Genomic DNA, 14,294 nt, shown 5'->3' with positions numbered 1-14,294 from the left:
GGGGACGTACCCCATTTTTTCCGCTGCGCGGAAAAATGGGGTACGTCCCCATTTTCCCCCATTTTTTAGCCCGACACCGGCGCATTGCTGAAAGGCCGGGCGTCGGTTGGCAGGGCGAGCAGGAAGGTGGTGCCCTCCTCGACGCTGCTGGTGACGACGATGCTGCCGCCGTGGCTTTCGGCGACGCGGCGGGCGTACGGCAGCCCAACGCCCCAGCCGTCTTTGGCGCTCTTGCCGCGGCGCGCGCGGCGGTAGACCTGGAAGATTGATTCCATTTGCTCGGGCGGGATCGGCTCGCCTTCGTTGTGCACTTCCAGCTGGACGCGCTCACCAAGGCAGCCGACCTTGAGCTGGATCGGGGTACCCGGCGCGCGGTATTTGATCGCATTGCCCAACAGGTTTTCCAGCGCCCGCTGCAGCGAGGCGCGGCACCAGTGGCCCACCACCGACTCGAACTCCACCTGCACTTTCACATTGCCCTGCTCCATCGCCTGCTGCGCCACCTCGTACGCCAGCAGCGACAGGTCGAACTCCTCGATATTCAGCGGCAGCCGCTCGCCGCCTTCGAACACCATGCAATCGAGCAGGTCGCGCGTCATGGCTTCAATGCGCTGCGCGTTGGCGCTGATGCGCTCGGCCAGCTTGCGGATATCCGGGTCCGCAGCGCGCTGCTCGATCACATGCGCCGCCATGCTGACCGTCGACAACGGCGTGCGCAAATCGTGCGTCAGGGCGGCGATGAACTGCTCGCGCAGGGCCGACTGGATCAGGGCGAAGGCCGTCACGCTTTCGCGGATGGCGCTGTCGATCGAGGTGTCGATCGCGGCGCGCTGTTCATGCGTGAGCGCGATGCCGCCCTGGTGCAGCATGGTGAATAAAACCTGGCGGAACAGCTGGTACTCGCGGATCAGGGTGGTGGTGTCGTAGCCGCTCAGGCGCGCGCGCTCGCCGCCGTGCTCCTGAGCGATGATCGCCACATCGACACCGCTGGCATGGAAGTACCGCGGCGTCAGCAGGCGCGCCAGGCGTTCATAAAAGACCGGTAAGGTGTTCAGCAGGATCGGGGCCGGCAGGCTCCCGGCCTTGCACAGGGTATCGCGTACCGCCTGGCACCAGGCGTCGATCACCTGCTCGCGCAAGGCTAGCATGGCCTCGGATACGGGGGACAAACCGGCCTCAGTCATGCACCCTCCGAAAAGTGAATTGTAAATCGCAAGAATGTTACGCCGTAACTTTCTTGTCAAGCTGCGCAGCTCGAAACGTGGCGCAATTGCAAGAGTTATAATTGTCGAGTTCATAAGGAGGGCGACCAAATGTTGCAGCGGCTTGGCAGGGAGCAGTGGTTCACTGGTTTCGTCTTACTCGCCCTGGCCGGGCATTGCCTGCTTTACCGCGCCGCCGACGGCCACGCGCCGCCGCCCGAATGGCCACTGCTGCTGGACCTGCTGCTGGCTTTCCCGCTGGCTTACGCCGTGATTTGCCGCCCCGGCTGGAAACAGTTCTTCAAGAAGTGGGCCAGCATGCTGATGCTGGGCATGGCGGTCGGCAGCGTCGCCATTCCCGAGGCATCGAAGCATCTGTGGCTTTACATCGACCGCTTGCGCATCGTGCTGCCGGCCCTGTTCGCCGTGGCCGAACTGGCGCTGCTCGCCTGGATCGTCGTCGGCTTGCGCCGCGCACTGCGCGCGAACCGGTACATCGACCGTTTGCTGGCGTCCAGTGCGCAGCGCTATTTCGGCAATGGCGTCACAGCGCGTTTGATGGAGCTCGAAGCGCGCGTCTGGTTTTACGGCCTGCTGATGCGGCGCCCGCCGCAGTTCGAAGGCGAGCAGCACTTCCTGACCGGTAAGGCGGGCGGCAATGCCAGCAACCAGGCGGCGTGGATCGCACTGATGGCGATCGACATCCCGCTGGCCCACCTCCTGCTGCACTATATGTGGTCGCCCACCGCGGCCTGGGTGGCAACCGCGCTCACCGTTTGGGGCCTGCTCTACCTGGTGGCCGATTACCGCGCCACGCTGGTGCGGCCTGTGTCGCTGGCGGCCGATGCGCTGCTGGTGCGCTGCGGCGCGCTGGCCGCCGATGTGGCGATTCCCTATGCGATGATCGAATCCGTGCAGCGCGTACCGCATCCGCAGCGGCGCCTGTCCGGCAAGCGCTATTTCCGCCACCAGGGCGAGATGAATGTGGAGCTGACCTTGCGCACCGGGGCGGCGCTGCCTACCTTGCTGGGCGAGGAAAAGGCCGCCACCCACGCCGTGCTGGGCGTGGATGATCCGGCAGCTCTGGTGAAAGCGCTGGCGGCGCGGCTTACTTGAGCCAGCCGCGCCGGCGGAAGTACAGCAGCGGCGCGATGGCGCTGGCGGCCATCAGGCCCAGGGCCCAGGCGTAGCCGAAGTCCCACTTCAATTCGGGCAGGATGTCGAAGTTCATGCCGTATACCGACGCGATCAGGGTCGGCGGCAGGAAGGCGACCGAGGCCACCGAGAAGATCTTGATGATCTTGTTCTGGTTAATGTTGATGAAGCCGACGGTGGCATCCATCAGGAAGTTGATCTTATCGAACAGGAAGGAGGTGTGGCCGTCCAGCGATTCGATGTCACGCAGGATCTGGCGCGCTTCCTCGAACTGGTCGGAGTTCAGCAGGCGGCCGCGCATCAGGAACGACACCGCGCGGCGCGTGTCCATCATGTTGCGGCGGATGCGGCCGTTCAAGTCTTCCTCGTGCGCGATGGCGCTCAGGGCGTCGGCTGCGTCCTTGTCGGTGAATTCTTCCTGCAGCACGCGGCCGGACACTTCTTCCAGCTTCTGGTAGATGCCCTCCAGCGCGTCCGCCGAATACTCGGCGTCGGTGGCGTACAGGTCCAGCAGCACGTCCATGTAGTCTTCGATCGAGCCGGGGCGCGAACGGGCGCGCATGCGCACCAGGCGGAATACCGGCAGGTCGTCGGTGTGCACCGAGAACAGCATCTTCTTGGCCAGGATGAACGCCACCGTGACCACGCGCGATGGGCCTTCGTCTTCTTCCAGCAGGAAATCGGTACGCAGGTGGAGGTCGCCGTTTTCCGCCTCATAGTAACGGGCGGAGGCTTCGATGTCCTTGACTTCGTCTTCGCCGGGCAGGATCACGCCGTAGATGGATTTGACCCAGGCGCGTTCGTCTTCCGTTGGGTCGGTCAGGTCGACCCAGACCGGTGCCGCTTTCTCAAGGTCTTCGCGCGTCTCAATAGGCACCTGGTTGAGCCGGCCATTTTGTAAAACGAAAACATTGATCATAGGCAATCTCAGCCGGACAGGGTGGGTAGAGCGCGGGTTCTAAAAAACTTCGCAAGTGTACCCGTAAAGGGGTATTGGCTGCCAGCCCTGGGGGTGCATTTTTTTTAAACCGTTTGAACCACTTAAACCCGGTAAACCTGGGTCAGACCCAAGGGTCTGACCCTTGGGTCTGACCCTGCTTTACCGGGTTTAGCGTGTCACCTGCTCGATTGCGCGGTCGGTGGCGCCCTGTGGCGTCTCCGGTTGCGGCTTGGGTGGCGCCTTGGGCGCTTCGATACCGCGCGTGTCGTGGATCTTGATCACCTGCCCCTGCTCCGCGCACTCGGTGTTGGACACCACGGTCTTGCCATTAATGACACACTTGCGCAATGGCGCCGGGGCCGGGGCGACCGGCGCCGCCACTTCCACCGCTTTGGCCTTCGCCTTGTCCAGCCCCTCGGCAAACAGGTTGCGCTCATTGCGCATGGAGATCAGGGCGAACGCCGCCGCCGCCCCCAGTAAGCCCATGATGACCGCCACCGCGATCAGACTGATGCCTTTTTGTCGCTTCATGGCAGCTCCGCCGAGTTCATTCGTTGCATGATGACGCCGGTGCGCCGCGCCAGGTAGGCCGATTCGCGGTGGGCATCGAAGTATTTTGGCCGGGGCAGCATGACCGCCAGGCGGGCCGCCTGCTCCGCGCCCAGCTTCGCGGCCGGGATACGGTAGTAGTGGCGCGCCGCGGCTTCGGCGCCGTAAATGCCGCGGCCGAATTCGGCCACATTCAGGTAGATCTCGAAGATGCGGCGTTTATCCATCAGCATCTCCAGCATATAGGTGATGATCAGCTCCTGCCCCTTGCGCAGGTAGCTGCGCGAGCCGGACAGGAACAGGTTCTTGGCCAGCTGCTGGGTGATGGTCGAGCCGCCGCGGATCTTTTTCTTGCCCTTTTTCTGCTGGTTGTACTCGTAGGCCTTCTGCATCGCTTCCCAGTCCACGCCTTCGTGGTCGGCGAAGTTGGCGTCTTCCGAGGCGATGATGGCGCGCTTCAGGTTAGGCGAAATGGCGTCGTAATCAACCCACATCTGCTTCACGCGCGCCTTCGGGTTCTTTTCCTGCATCGCCTCCTGCTGCTCGCGCATGAAGGCCGTCATGGTCGGGTTATGGTCGACCCACCACCAGATCTGCACAAAGAAATACAGCTGCACCGCGAGGAAGATCGCAATGGGTACGATGAAGATCCACTTGACCCAGGCGAAGCGGCCTTTGACTTTGCCCTGGCTCATAGCTTGGCGCGCAGCTGCTGCAGCACCGGAGCCGTTTGCGGGCGCACGCCGCGCCACAGGTGGAAGGCTTCGGCGGCCTGTTCGACCAGCATGCCCAGGCCGTCGCGGGCGACGGCGCCGTGGCTGGCGGCGAACTGCATGAAGACGGTGGGCTGGGCGCCGTACATCATGTCCAGCGCCAGCGCGCCGGGGGCGAAGGCGCTGGCCGGTACCGGCGGCAGGTCGGCTGCCAGGCTGGCGGAGGTGGCGTTGATGATGATATCGAAGGCGCCTTGCACTGCCGCGAAGCCGCAGGCGGACAGCACGCCGGGGCCGGCCAGGGCGCCGAATTGTTCGACCAGCGCTTCGGCGGTGGCCACGGTGCGGTTGGCGATTACCAGCGTGGCGGGACGGTGTTCCAGGATCGGCAGCACGACGCCGCGCGCGGCGCCGCCGGCGCCCAGCAGCAGCACGCGCTTGCCGGCAATCGGCACGCCGGCATTCTGTACGATGTCGGTCACCAGGCCGGCGCCGTCGGTATTGTCGCCGGTGACGCTGCCGTCGTCGCCGAACACCAGGGTGTTGACGGCGCCCGCCGCCTGGGCGCGCACGGTCAGGGCGTTGGCCAGCTTGTGCGCTTCCAGTTTGAAGGGGACGGTGACGTTGGCGCCTTTGCCGCCGGCGGCGATGAAGGCTTGCACGGTGGCGGCGAAGCCGTCCAGCGGCGCCAGCCACTTCTCATACACCAGCTGCTGGCCGGTCTGCGCCGCGTAGGCGGCGTGGATCTCGGGCGACTTGCTGTGGGCGATCGGGTTGCCGAAGACGCAGTACTTGTCCATTACTGCGCGCCGCCGGTCAGGTTAGCTTCCATCTTCTCCTCGCGCGTGAACTTGAACGTGGTGATGATGACCCACAGGTCGTCGCGTTCATGGGACAGCATATTCGGCGGGAATTTGCCGAACGGGGCCGAGCGGCGCACGATGTTCATCGCCGCTTCGTCCAGCGCCGGGTTGCCGGAGCTGCGTTCGACGCGGATGCCGCCTTCTTTCATATAGATGGTGCCGTCCTGGAAGATCGGGATGTACAGCACCAGTTCGCCGTACATCTTCTTGCCGTTCTTCTGCGGGAAATTCAGGGTGCCGATTTCTTCCACGCGACGCTGGAAGGTCTTGTAGTACATCGCGTAGCCCACCTCACGCGTGCTCGGCGTGATCATGGTTTTCTTCGGCCGCTTGTTCTGGTCTTCGATGGTTTGCGTGATTTCGGCCACGCTGCGGGCCATCGCCTTGCTGCTTTCGATCAGGTCGGCGCCGGTGCGCTGCGGGTCGGTTTGTTTCTTTTCCGTCACAGGGGGCGCGGACAGGTCGCTTTTGCGGGCCTGGGTCAGCAGGTTTTTCTGGCGCTCTTCCAGTTGCTGGATGTAGCGCTGGGTGGCCTGGATGCTTTCGCCGGTGTCCATGCGGCGCATGTCGGGCAGCGGCGATTTGGCGCGGCCGGCGTCGGCGTTGCCGCCGCCATCCAGGTTGGCTTGGGCCAGGGCGTCCGCCTTCAAGGGCTTGGCGGCGTGCTTGGCGTTGACCAGGATGACTTCCAGACCGGGGTCGGTCGGCTCAACCTTGAAGGCTTTGGGGGCGGCGAAATGCACCATCAGCGCCGCAGCGTGCACCGCCACCGAGACGGCGGAGGCGATGACAAGGAACTGGTTTTCTTTGAAATACTTCACGCGCTGGATTTCTGGATGATGCTTTTGGGAATCTGCATTCTACACAAACCCGGTACTGCGGGGTCAGACCCTAGGGTCAGACCCCGGTACGCGGCTGCCGCAGGCCAAGGGTCAGACCCTTGGGTCTGACCCAGGTTTACCGGGTTTACTGCGGCCCCGGCTCGGTCACCACCGTCTCGCTGGCCAGCGACGCTTCTTCAGCATCCACCTCGGCCGGCTGGGCCGGATCAGCCGGCGCCTCCTCCTCATCCAGCTCCGGCTCCGGTTCGGCCGGCAAGGTAATCGACCCTTCCTGCAAACGCGTCTCGATGGTCAAATCCACCTCATCCCAGCGCAGCACATCAAGCTTGACGTGTGCACCGCGCGCAACAGCCGGCATGCCCGGCAGGCGCACGATCAGCGGAATTTCGGCCAAACGCAGCACTTCATCCTTCAGCACCACCGCCTCCACCGCCTTGGCATCCTCCTGCCCCAGCCAGCGCAGGCACCAGTAGCGCTCCATATTCGACTGGAAGTCCGCATAGGCCGCATACGCCGCATCGAACGCCGACACAATCGCAAACAGGTTGGCGTCCTTGTGCTTGAACGGCGCCACCATCGGCGCGGTCACGCCGTGCGAGGCGCAGGCCAGGATCTGCCACTGGTTCACCAGGTCGGTGTAGCGGCGCAGCGGGGAAGTCGACCACGCGTACTGGTCCACGCCCAGGCCCTGGTGCGGCGCGGCCTGCGTCATCATGCGCACCTGCATCTTGGCAGCCCAGCCGCCCACGCCCTGGCCCTGGGTACGGTAGATGCCCGGCACGCCATGGTCGTGCATCAGTTTGCCCCAGGTGCTGTTGGCAAAGATCATCAGCTCGGCAACGATCTTGTCCAGCGGCGCGCCGCGCTTGCGGCGGGAAATCGTGACCACGTCGTCTTCCACGTAGAAGTTGAAGTCGACGCGGTTGTTCTGCTCCGGCTTCAGGCCGAACGCTTCGCGCTTGACCATGCGGCCCGCTTCCAGGTGCTGGGCCCAGCCCCACAGGAGGGTCAGTTCGGCCTTGCGCGGGTAGTCGCCCGCGCCGCTGGCCAGGGTTTCTTCGTTGACCAGGTCGTCCAGCGTGTTGTGGCGCAGGTTATTGGCGATCGGTACCAGCTCGGCCTTGGTCTCGGTCGAAATGACCGACCAGTCGGCCGGATCGAGCAGCGCGTACAGCGACAGGGCCGGGCAAGTCTTGCCCTCGGCCAGGGTGAAGGCGTCGACGATGTTATCCGGCAGCATGGTGATCTTGTCGCCCGGCATATACACGGTGGACATGCGGCTGCGCGCGATCTTGTCGATGGCGTCGTCCGGCTTGATGCCCAGGCCCGGCGCGGCGATGTGGATGCCCACGCGCACCTTGCCGTCCGGCTGGTGCACCACGGAGAAGGCGTCGTCGATCTCGGTGGTGGTGACGTCGTCGATCGAGAACGCTTCCACCGCAGCCAGCGGCAGGTTGGCTGGCGCGCTTGGCACCGGCAGCTCCGGGAAGCCGTGGCCTTTCGGGAAGTTCTCGAACAGGAACTTCGACATGTGCAGGTCTTTCGGCGACTTGATGCCGCCGGTGGCCAGCATCAAGCGCGCCGGCGTGGTGTGCGCCTCGTTGGCGGCCTGCTCCAGCGCCTTGTATTCGATGGTGTTTTTGTCCGGCTTGAACAGCAGCTGCTGCACGATGTTCTGCATCGACGCCGGCAGGGTGCCCGCCTTCAGCTCCTCGGCGTACTGGCCCTGGATGATGGCTTGCTGCTTTTTCTTCTCGATGCCGGCCAGTGCCGCCTTCAGGGTCTGCTCCGGCGCCTTCTTATAGCGGCCGCGCCCCTTCTTGTGGAAGTAGATCGGCGCCGAGTGCAGGCTCAGGATCAGGCCGGCCGCTTCCGCCGGGGTCGGGGCGTGGCCGAAGTACTCGGCGCCCAGTTCGGCGAAACCGAATTCCTCTTCGCCCGCCACTTCCCACAGGAAGTCCAGGTCAACGTCGGCGGCGATCGCCTTGGCCTGCTCCAGCAGCTCGGCCGGGGCCGGCTTGTCGAACTGCAGCATCACATCCTTGGCTTTCACCTTGTTGCGCTTGCCGCTGGCCATTTCCACCTGGTAGGCCTCGCCTGCTTGCGACAGCACGCTGCCTACTTTGAAATCGCCCGATTCTTCAAAAAATACATTCATTTCACGTTGTTCCTGTGGAGCTTGAGCACCGGCGGCAGGAAAACCTCGGTCACAAGCAAAGTTCCTTCGCGGCGCCGGTACAGGCAGCGCCGTGCATACAGTAAAGCATCCGCCGGGACTTCGGCCCCCTGGGCCGCCAGGGCGGCACGGGCGCGCAAGGCCAGCGGATGGGTCGCGCGCAGGCGCGCATATTGCAGTTCGCCGCGCCGCACGCGCGGGTCGCCGAACAGGGTGCTGCCGAGCGAGCGTTCGCCCAGGGCGCTGAACAGCGGCCAGTCGGAGGCGTCGGCCGACATCGGCACCACGGTGTGGGCGAAGACAACAGGCGTATTATCACACCGCAGCAGCACCTCCCTCTCCCACACGCGGCCGGGGCGGTGGTAGCCGATGGCGTTGGCCTCGTCGGCCAGGCAGATGGCCGTGTCCTGGTGCAGCAGCTGGACGCGGAACGCGCTGCTGTGCGCCTTCAGCTTGGCGGTCAGCGAACCGCCGCCGGTCAGCCAGTGGCGGTAAGGGTGCGGGGCGTTTGTCGCGAGCACGTGACCGTGCCAGTTGGCCTGGCGCAGCGATTGTCCTTTCATCGAGTCCCGCCCGTGATGCCGCAATACTCGAGCACTTCGCCGAGGTAGTCCGCGTATTCGCTGATGGCGTGGTCGCTGCCCTGCACCACTTTCTGTCTGGCGCCGGCATAGTGCGCCACCATGTCGCGGTAGTCCAGCACCTCGTCGCCGGTGCAGGCGAGCAGGAAGTAGCGCTCAGGGCGGGTGATCTGCGGCACGGCCAGCGCGCGCAGTTCCTCTATATATTCACGCTTGAATTCAAACCGTTCGTCCGAGTGGTAGGCGGTGGTGACGCCGACGTGCTTATCCAGGTCGAGCATCGGGACCACGGCGGGGTTCAGCAGCACGGCGCGGCAACCCAGCTTTTCCGCCATCCAGGTGGCGTAGTAGCCGCCCAGCGAGGAGCCGATGATGGTCAGCTCATCGGGCGCGACGCCGGCCACCAGGCCAAAGGCCAGCTCCATCGCCAGCCTGGGGCTGGCCGGCAACTGGGGGCAGATGAACTCCGCCGCGCGGCCGAGTTCGGCCATGCGCTGCCCCGTCACTCGCGCCTTCATTGAAGAGGGCGAGGAACGGAAGCCATGCAGGTACAAAATCATTACTTCAGCGCCTCCAGCAATTTCTGGTGGACGCCGCCGAAGCCGCCGTTGCTCATCACAATAATATGGTCGCCCGGCTTGGCCGCTGCCACGATGGCTTGCACCATCATGTCCAGGTCCTCGTAGGCGGAGGCGATAGCGCCCATCGTCTTCAGCGCATCGCCCAGCTTCCAGCCCAGGGCTTTTTCGCTGCCGAAGCCGAACACCAGGTCGGCATCCTTCAGGCTGCCCGGCAGCGCATCCTTCATGGTGCCTAGCTTCATGGTGTTGGAGCGCGGCTCCAGCACGGCCAGGATGCGGCCGCTGCTGCCGGTGGCGCGCAGCTTCTGGCGCAGGCCGCCGACCGTGGTTTCAATCGCGGTCGGGTGGTGGGCGAAGTCGTCGTAGACAGTGACGCCGTTGACGGTGCCGCGCACTTCCATGCGGCGCTTGACGCTCTGGAAGCTCTCCAGCGCCTTGGCGGCGATCTCGATCGGCACGCCCACGTGGCGCGCGGCGGCAATGGCGGCCAGCGCGTTGGAGCGGTTATGTTTGCCGGTCAGCTGCCAGCTGACGGTGGCCGCTTTCTCGCCCTTGAAGATGACGTCGAAGCTGCCGTCCGCGTGTTCGGCCATGGCCCAGTCGGCGCCCTCGGCGCTGCCGAAGGTTTCCTTCTCGCTCCAGCAGCCGCGCTTCAGCACGCGCTGCAGGCTCGCTTCGTCGGCATTGGCGATGACGCGGCCGATGCCCGGCACAGTGCGCACCAGGTGGTGGAACTGGGTTTCGATGGCGCCGATGTCGGGGAAGATGTCGGCGTGGTCGTATTCCAGGTTGTTCAGGATGGCCGTCTTCGAGTGGTAGTGCACGAACTTGCTGCGCTTGTCGAAGAAGGCAGTGTCGTATTCGTCGGCCTCGATCACGAAGAACTCGGAGTTGGCGCCGGGGCCGGTCAGGCGCGCCGAGATACCGAAGTTCTGCGGAATGCCGCCGATCAGGAAGCCGGGGGCGTAGCCGGCCTGTTCCAGGATCCAGGCCACCATGGCCGAGGTGGTGGTTTTGCCGTGCGTGCCGGCCACCGACAGCACCCATTTGTCTTTGAGGATGTGGTCGCCGATCCACTGCGGGCCGGAGATCATGGGCAGGTTGCGGTTCATGATCTCTTCGATCAGCGGGTTGCCGCGCGAGACCACGTTGCCGATCACATAAAGGTCGGGCTTCAGTTCTACCTGCTCGGGGCCGAAGCCCTGGATCAGTTCAATACCCTGGGCTTCCAGCTGGGTGCTCATCGGGGGGTAGACGTTGGCGTCGCAACCCGTTACGCGATGGCCGGCTTCTTTTGCCAGGACGGCAAGTCCGCCCATGAAGGTGCCGCAGATGCCGAGGATGTGAATGTGCATGGTGGGGATAGAAAAGAATCAAGAACGGGATTTTACCTGATTCAACCCGGTAAACCGGTGTCTGACCCAAGGGTCAGACACCCAACGGTCTCCGGACCGCCGGCCGGCGAGCTGACAGGGGCCGACCCTTGGGTCGGACCCAGGTTTACCGGGTTTTGGGTATGATGCAAGCATGACCACCGAAGTAAAAACCGAAATCGCCGCCGCCGCCGCCCGCATGATCGCGCAGGACGGCGCCGATTACAGCAGCGCCAAGCGCAAGGCCGCACGCCAGATCCTGGGCGAGGCGCAAGCGCGCGACCGCACCGACATCCTGCCCGATAACGAGCAGATTGAAGAAGAAGTCCGCCTATACCACGCTTTATATAATGCCGACACCCACCCTGCGCGTATATTCCGCCTGCGCATGATGGCTTTGCAAGTGATGGAAATGCTGGAACAATACCAGCCGTTCCTGACCGGCTCGGTCCTCAGCGGCACGGCCGGCATGCACGACGACATCCATTTGCAGCTGTTCGCGGACAGCGCCAAGGAAGTCCAGATTTATTTATTGAACAAGAACCTGCAAATCGAGATCTCGCAATCGCCCCACTTCCGCGGCCCGCGTTTTGAAGACGTGGAAACCGTCAGCTTCATGTGGAAGAACGAAGGCGTGCACGTCGAACTGTACGAACGGGACGACCTGCGCGGCGCGAAGAAGAAAAGCGGCGACAAGCTGCTGCGTGCCGATATTGCCGAATTGCGTAGCATCCTTACCAACAGTAGCCACCCATCGCAACAATGAAAAAGAACCTGATTTACCTCGTCGCCGCGATCGCGTTTGCCGGCGCCGGCGCCTGGTACGGCGTCCACACCAAGCAGGACCCGGCCCCCATCACCACCACCGCCCCGGCCGGCGTCAGCGGCCCGGTCGCCGCCATGCTGAAGGAATCGCTGCCTAATGATAAGGGCGTGAAGGAAGCGCTGGCGAAATGGCAAGGCAAGAACCTGCTGGTGAACTTCTGGGCGCCCTGGTGCGCGCCGTGCGTGGAAGAAATGCCGGAGTTGTCCGAACTGCAAAACTCGGAACTCGGCAAGAAAATCCAGGTCATCGGCATCGGCATCGATTCGCCGTCCAATATTGCAGAATTTACACAGAAAGTGAAAGTCGCCTACCCCATCTACGTGGCCGGGATGAGCGGCACGGAACTGGCGCGACAATTTGGCAACACTTCCGGCGGGCTGCCTTTTACGGTCCTGATCGGGGCCGATGGCACAGTCAAGAAAACTTACCTGGCACGCCTGAAATTCGACGACCTGAAGGCCGACCTGGCTGCCTTAAACTAGGCTTAGAAGGCCGCCGAACGACCGTTCTATTAACTTCCCGAGAGCTATTTTCTCTTGCCAATGCTCGGAGTTGGCGGCAAAATGCGGAACTTTCGCGGAAAATGGTCAGGGAATCATGGCAAAGAACCTGCTGCTCCTTAATGGCCCCAACCTGAATTTGTTGGGGACGCGCGAGCCTGAAACGTATGGCGCCAGCACGCTGGCCGACATCGAACAGGCGGCGCAGGCACAAGCCAAGGCAGCCGGAGCACAGCTTGCCTGTTACCAGAGCAACCACGAAGGAGCGTTGATTGACCGCATCCACGCGGCCCGAACCGAGGGCGTGGATTTCATCGTCATCAACCCGGGTGGCTATACCCACACCAGCGTCGCCTTGCGCGATGCTTTGGCAGGCGTGGCCATCCCTTTTATTGAAGTTCACATTTCGAATATTTATCGGCGGGAAGAGTTCCGCCACCATTCCTATCTCAGCGCAATCGCACAGGGGACGATCTGCGGGCTTGGTATCGAGGGATACCGTCTCGCCATCGACTTTGCTTTAAAAAGCAGATAATCTACCGCGAACTGCGCGCATCTAACGCGATGCCGCCCACAAGGCGACATCGCAGAAACCATCAACATAACAAGATAGACACAGGGAGCCAACAACATGGATCTACGCAAGCTGAAGACGCTGATCGACCTGGTAGCAGAGTCGGACATCGCTGAACTGGAAGTGACCGAAGGCGAGAGCAAGGTTCGCATCGTCAAGTCCGGCGGTCTGCCGCAAAACCAGGTAATGATGATGCCGCAGCAAGTGCCAACGCACTACGCGCCAGCCGCAGCTCCAGTTGCCGCCCCGGTCGCCGCGCCAGCCGCTGCCGCTGCTGCGCCAGCCGCCGCCGCCGAGCCTACCGGCCACGTTGTGAAGTCGCCGATGGTGGGCACCTTCTACCGCGCTTCCGCACCGGGCAACCCGGCTTTCGTGGAAGTGGGCGCCACCGTGAAGGAAGGCGACACCCTGTGCATCATCGAAGCGATGAAGCTGCTGAACGAGATCGATGCCGACAAGTCCGGCACCATTACCCAGATCCTGGTCGAGAACGGCCAGCCGGTCGAATTCGGCCAGCCACTGTTTGTGATCGGCTAAAGCCGGGCCATGGCCGCTGTGGAAACCCCGGCGGCCAGCACATCCTCTCCTCCTTTCACAAACATAGAAGCTGCCATGTTTGAAAAAATCCTTATTGCCAATCGCGGTGAAATCGCCCTGCGCATCCAGCGCGCGTGCCGTGAACTGGGCATCAAGACTGTGGTCGTGCACTCCGAAGCCGACCGTGAAGCCAAGTACGTGAAGCTGGCCGACGAATCCGTCTGCATCGGCCCTGCCCCTTCGGCCCAGTCCTACCTGAATATGCCGGCCATCATTTCCGCGGCCGAAGTGACCGACGCGGAAGCGATCCACCCGGGCTACGGCTTCCTGTCCGAGAACGCGGACTTCGCCGAGCGCGTGGAAAAATCCGGTTTCGTCTTCATCGGCCCGCGTGCCGACTCGATCCGCATGATGGGCGACAAAGTGTCGGCCAAGCAGGCGATGATCAAGGCCGGCGTGCCTTGCGTGCCAGGTTCCGACGGCGCCCTGCCGGATGATCCGAAAGCCATCGTGCAGATTGCGCGCAAAGTCGGCTATCCGGTCATCATCAAGGCCGCTGGCGGCGGCGGTGGCCGCGGCATGCGCGTGGTGCACACCGAAGCTGCGCTGCTGAACGCGGTCACCATGACCAAGTCGGAAGCCGGCGCCGCCTTCGGTAATCCGGAAGTCTATATGGAGAAGTACCTGGAGAACCCACGCCACGTGGAAATCCAGATCCTGGCCGACGAGCACAAAAACGCGGTCTGGCTGGGCGAGCGTGACTGCTCCATGCAGCGCCGCCACCAGAAGGTGATCGAGGAAGCGCCGGCGCCGGGCATTCCGCGCAAGCTGATCGACAAGATCGGCGAGCGTTGCGTGGCCGCCTGCAAGAAGATCGGCTAC

16 protein-coding genes are annotated in these 14,294 nt (G+C 63.4%); 6 read left to right on the top strand and 10 right to left on the bottom strand.

Annotated elements, in window-relative coordinates:
* Positions 1 to 65: 65 nt before the first annotated feature.
* Entirely contained in the window at positions 66 to 1,184 is a 1,119-nt protein-coding gene (locus ACE3TQ_RS18940) for an ATP-binding protein (protein WP_374583853.1), read from the bottom strand.
* Positions 1,185 to 1,313: 129 nt separating this feature from the next.
* Between ACE3TQ_RS18940 and ACE3TQ_RS18935 the strand changes: the two genes are divergently transcribed.
* On the top strand, positions 1,314 to 2,318 hold the full coding sequence (locus ACE3TQ_RS18935; RefSeq protein WP_374583851.1) for a hypothetical protein: 1,005 nt from the start codon (positions 1,314 to 1,316) through the stop codon (positions 2,316 to 2,318).
* Here ACE3TQ_RS18935 and corA read toward each other — a convergent pair.
* The 9 genes from corA to mpl all read right to left on the bottom strand — a co-directional run bounded on the left by corA (position 2,311) and on the right by mpl (position 10,957).
* Complete coding sequence (gene corA, locus ACE3TQ_RS18930) at positions 2,311 to 3,276, bottom strand: magnesium/cobalt transporter CorA (RefSeq protein WP_374583850.1); 966 nt, start codon at positions 3,274 to 3,276, stop codon at positions 2,311 to 2,313. The two genes, ACE3TQ_RS18935 and corA, sit on opposite strands and share 8 nt — an antisense overlap.
* 189 nt (positions 3,277 to 3,465) lie before the next feature.
* On the bottom strand, positions 3,466 to 3,828 hold the full coding sequence (locus ACE3TQ_RS18925) for a DUF4124 domain-containing protein (protein ID WP_374583848.1): 363 nt from the start codon (positions 3,826 to 3,828) through the stop codon (positions 3,466 to 3,468).
* Complete coding sequence (gene mtgA / locus ACE3TQ_RS18920; protein WP_374583846.1) at positions 3,825 to 4,541, bottom strand: monofunctional biosynthetic peptidoglycan transglycosylase; 717 nt, start codon at positions 4,539 to 4,541, stop codon at positions 3,825 to 3,827. Before mtgA ends, ACE3TQ_RS18925 begins: the two co-directional genes overlap by 4 nt.
* Positions 4,538 to 5,359: a shikimate dehydrogenase gene (aroE, locus tag ACE3TQ_RS18915; RefSeq protein ID WP_374583845.1), complete on the bottom strand. Its 822-nt coding sequence runs from the start codon at positions 5,357 to 5,359 to the stop codon at positions 4,538 to 4,540. Before aroE ends, mtgA begins: the two co-directional genes overlap by 4 nt.
* On the bottom strand, positions 5,359 to 6,243 hold the full coding sequence (locus tag ACE3TQ_RS18910) for a TonB C-terminal domain-containing protein (RefSeq protein ID WP_374583843.1): 885 nt from the start codon (positions 6,241 to 6,243) through the stop codon (positions 5,359 to 5,361). Before ACE3TQ_RS18910 ends, aroE begins: the two co-directional genes overlap by 1 nt.
* Positions 6,244 to 6,388: 145 nt before the next feature.
* Positions 6,389 to 8,422 carry an RNB domain-containing ribonuclease gene (locus ACE3TQ_RS18905; protein WP_374583841.1) on the bottom strand — a complete coding sequence of 678 codons (2,034 nt, stop codon included), beginning with the start codon at positions 8,420 to 8,422 and terminating at the stop codon, positions 6,389 to 6,391.
* On the bottom strand, positions 8,419 to 9,003 hold the full coding sequence (locus ACE3TQ_RS18900) for a chorismate lyase (RefSeq protein WP_374583839.1): 585 nt from the start codon (positions 9,001 to 9,003) through the stop codon (positions 8,419 to 8,421). The genes ACE3TQ_RS18905 and ACE3TQ_RS18900 overlap by 4 nt, the downstream gene beginning before the upstream one ends.
* Entirely contained in the window at positions 9,000 to 9,581 is a 582-nt protein-coding gene (locus ACE3TQ_RS18895) for a YqiA/YcfP family alpha/beta fold hydrolase (RefSeq protein WP_374583838.1), read from the bottom strand. The genes ACE3TQ_RS18900 and ACE3TQ_RS18895 overlap by 4 nt, the downstream gene beginning before the upstream one ends.
* Entirely contained in the window at positions 9,581 to 10,957 is a 1,377-nt protein-coding gene (gene mpl, locus ACE3TQ_RS18890; RefSeq protein WP_374583837.1) for a UDP-N-acetylmuramate:L-alanyl-gamma-D-glutamyl-meso-diaminopimelate ligase, read from the bottom strand. The genes ACE3TQ_RS18895 and mpl overlap by 1 nt, the downstream gene beginning before the upstream one ends.
* Positions 10,958 to 11,129: 172 nt before the next feature.
* On the opposite strand from mpl, the gene ACE3TQ_RS18885 reads away from it, so the two are divergent.
* The 5 genes from ACE3TQ_RS18885 to ACE3TQ_RS18865 form a co-directional block, all read left to right on the top strand.
* Positions 11,130 to 11,741 carry a hypothetical protein gene (locus ACE3TQ_RS18885; RefSeq protein ID WP_374583836.1) on the top strand — a complete coding sequence of 204 codons (612 nt, stop codon included), beginning with the start codon at positions 11,130 to 11,132 and terminating at the stop codon, positions 11,739 to 11,741.
* Complete coding sequence (locus tag ACE3TQ_RS18880; protein ID WP_374583835.1) at positions 11,738 to 12,283, top strand: TlpA family protein disulfide reductase; 546 nt, start codon at positions 11,738 to 11,740, stop codon at positions 12,281 to 12,283. The genes ACE3TQ_RS18885 and ACE3TQ_RS18880 overlap by 4 nt, the downstream gene beginning before the upstream one ends.
* Before the next feature lie 115 nt (positions 12,284 to 12,398).
* The gene (gene aroQ, locus ACE3TQ_RS18875) at positions 12,399 to 12,836 is read left to right on the top strand and encodes a type II 3-dehydroquinate dehydratase (protein ID WP_374583834.1); all 438 of its coding nucleotides are present in this window, start codon (positions 12,399 to 12,401) and stop codon (positions 12,834 to 12,836) included.
* Positions 12,837 to 12,932: 96 nt separating this feature from the next.
* A complete protein-coding gene (gene accB / locus ACE3TQ_RS18870; protein ID WP_374583833.1) occupies positions 12,933 to 13,412 on the top strand; it encodes an acetyl-CoA carboxylase biotin carboxyl carrier protein in 480 nt (159 codons plus the stop codon).
* A gap of 75 nt (positions 13,413 to 13,487) precedes the next feature.
* Positions 13,488 to 14,294, top strand: an 807-nt coding sequence (locus tag ACE3TQ_RS18865) for a biotin carboxylase N-terminal domain-containing protein (RefSeq protein ID WP_374583832.1), incomplete at its 3' end; no start/stop codon positions are given.

The organism is Pseudoduganella sp., assembly GCF_041914865.1.
Classification (GTDB): Bacteria; Pseudomonadota; Gammaproteobacteria; order Burkholderiales; family Burkholderiaceae_D; genus Rugamonas.
This window is presented reverse-complemented; position numbering and strand designations above follow the sequence as displayed.

Bases quoted from the DNA above. Each gene is read 5' to 3' on its own strand.
- mtgA (WP_374583846.1), bottom strand. From the start codon at position 4,541: ATGAGCCAGGGCAAAGTCAAAGGCCGCTTCGCCTGGGTCAAGTGGATC.
- mpl (WP_374583837.1), bottom strand. From the start codon at position 10,957: ATGCACATTCACATCCTCGGCATCTGCGGCACCTTCATGGGCGGACTT.
- ACE3TQ_RS18935 (WP_374583851.1), top strand. From the start codon at position 1,314: ATGTTGCAGCGGCTTGGCAGGGAGCAGTGGTTCACTGGTTTCGTCTTA.
- accB (WP_374583833.1), top strand. From the start codon at position 12,933: ATGGATCTACGCAAGCTGAAGACGCTGATCGACCTGGTAGCAGAGTCG.
- ACE3TQ_RS18900 (WP_374583839.1), bottom strand. From the start codon at position 9,003: ATGAAAGGACAATCGCTGCGCCAGGCCAACTGGCACGGTCACGTGCTC.
- ACE3TQ_RS18940 (WP_374583853.1), bottom strand. From the start codon at position 1,184: ATGACTGAGGCCGGTTTGTCCCCCGTATCCGAGGCCATGCTAGCCTTG.
- aroQ (WP_374583834.1), top strand. From the start codon at position 12,399: ATGGCAAAGAACCTGCTGCTCCTTAATGGCCCCAACCTGAATTTGTTG.
- corA (WP_374583850.1), bottom strand. From the start codon at position 3,276: ATGATCAATGTTTTCGTTTTACAAAATGGCCGGCTCAACCAGGTGCCT.
- ACE3TQ_RS18905 (WP_374583841.1), bottom strand. From the start codon at position 8,422: ATGAATGTATTTTTTGAAGAATCGGGCGATTTCAAAGTAGGCAGCGTG.
- ACE3TQ_RS18885 (WP_374583836.1), top strand. From the start codon at position 11,130: ATGACCACCGAAGTAAAAACCGAAATCGCCGCCGCCGCCGCCCGCATG.
- ACE3TQ_RS18895 (WP_374583838.1), bottom strand. From the start codon at position 9,581: ATGATTTTGTACCTGCATGGCTTCCGTTCCTCGCCCTCTTCAATGAAG.
- ACE3TQ_RS18925 (WP_374583848.1), bottom strand. From the start codon at position 3,828: ATGAAGCGACAAAAAGGCATCAGTCTGATCGCGGTGGCGGTCATCATG.
- ACE3TQ_RS18880 (WP_374583835.1), top strand. From the start codon at position 11,738: ATGAAAAAGAACCTGATTTACCTCGTCGCCGCGATCGCGTTTGCCGGC.
- aroE (WP_374583845.1), bottom strand. From the start codon at position 5,359: ATGGACAAGTACTGCGTCTTCGGCAACCCGATCGCCCACAGCAAGTCG.